Here is a 236-nt window from a genome sequence, read left to right on the forward strand (position 1 = left end):
GCCTGTCACGCCGGGGGTCGCGGGTTCGAGTCCCGTCCGCTCCGCCAATTACATAGAAGCCTCGTCTAACGACGAGGCTTTTTTGTATCTGAAGCTTACCAATCTTGCCCGAACAGATATCAACAGCCACAAGCGCTGCATTAATTTAGTTGGTCCAACAACGTTCCCGGTATTGCTTTGCATTCATCCAATCTATTTGGACGGTTGACTCTCAATCAATAGAAAGTGACCAGTCA

At 49.2% G+C, this 236-nt stretch carries 1 protein-coding gene; it reads left to right on the forward strand.

Annotated elements, in window-relative coordinates; genetic code table 11:
• The coding region (locus tag AAEY99_RS21710) for a hypothetical protein (RefSeq protein ID WP_351012031.1) at positions 1 to 208 on the forward strand (208 nt) is incomplete at its 5' end.
• Between the last annotated feature and the right edge of the window lie 28 nt (positions 209 to 236).

The sequence above is a fragment of the Shewanella sp. S1-58-MNA-CIBAN-0166 genome, from assembly GCF_040310085.1.
In the GTDB taxonomy this organism is placed as follows: Bacteria; Pseudomonadota; Gammaproteobacteria; order Enterobacterales; family Shewanellaceae; genus Shewanella.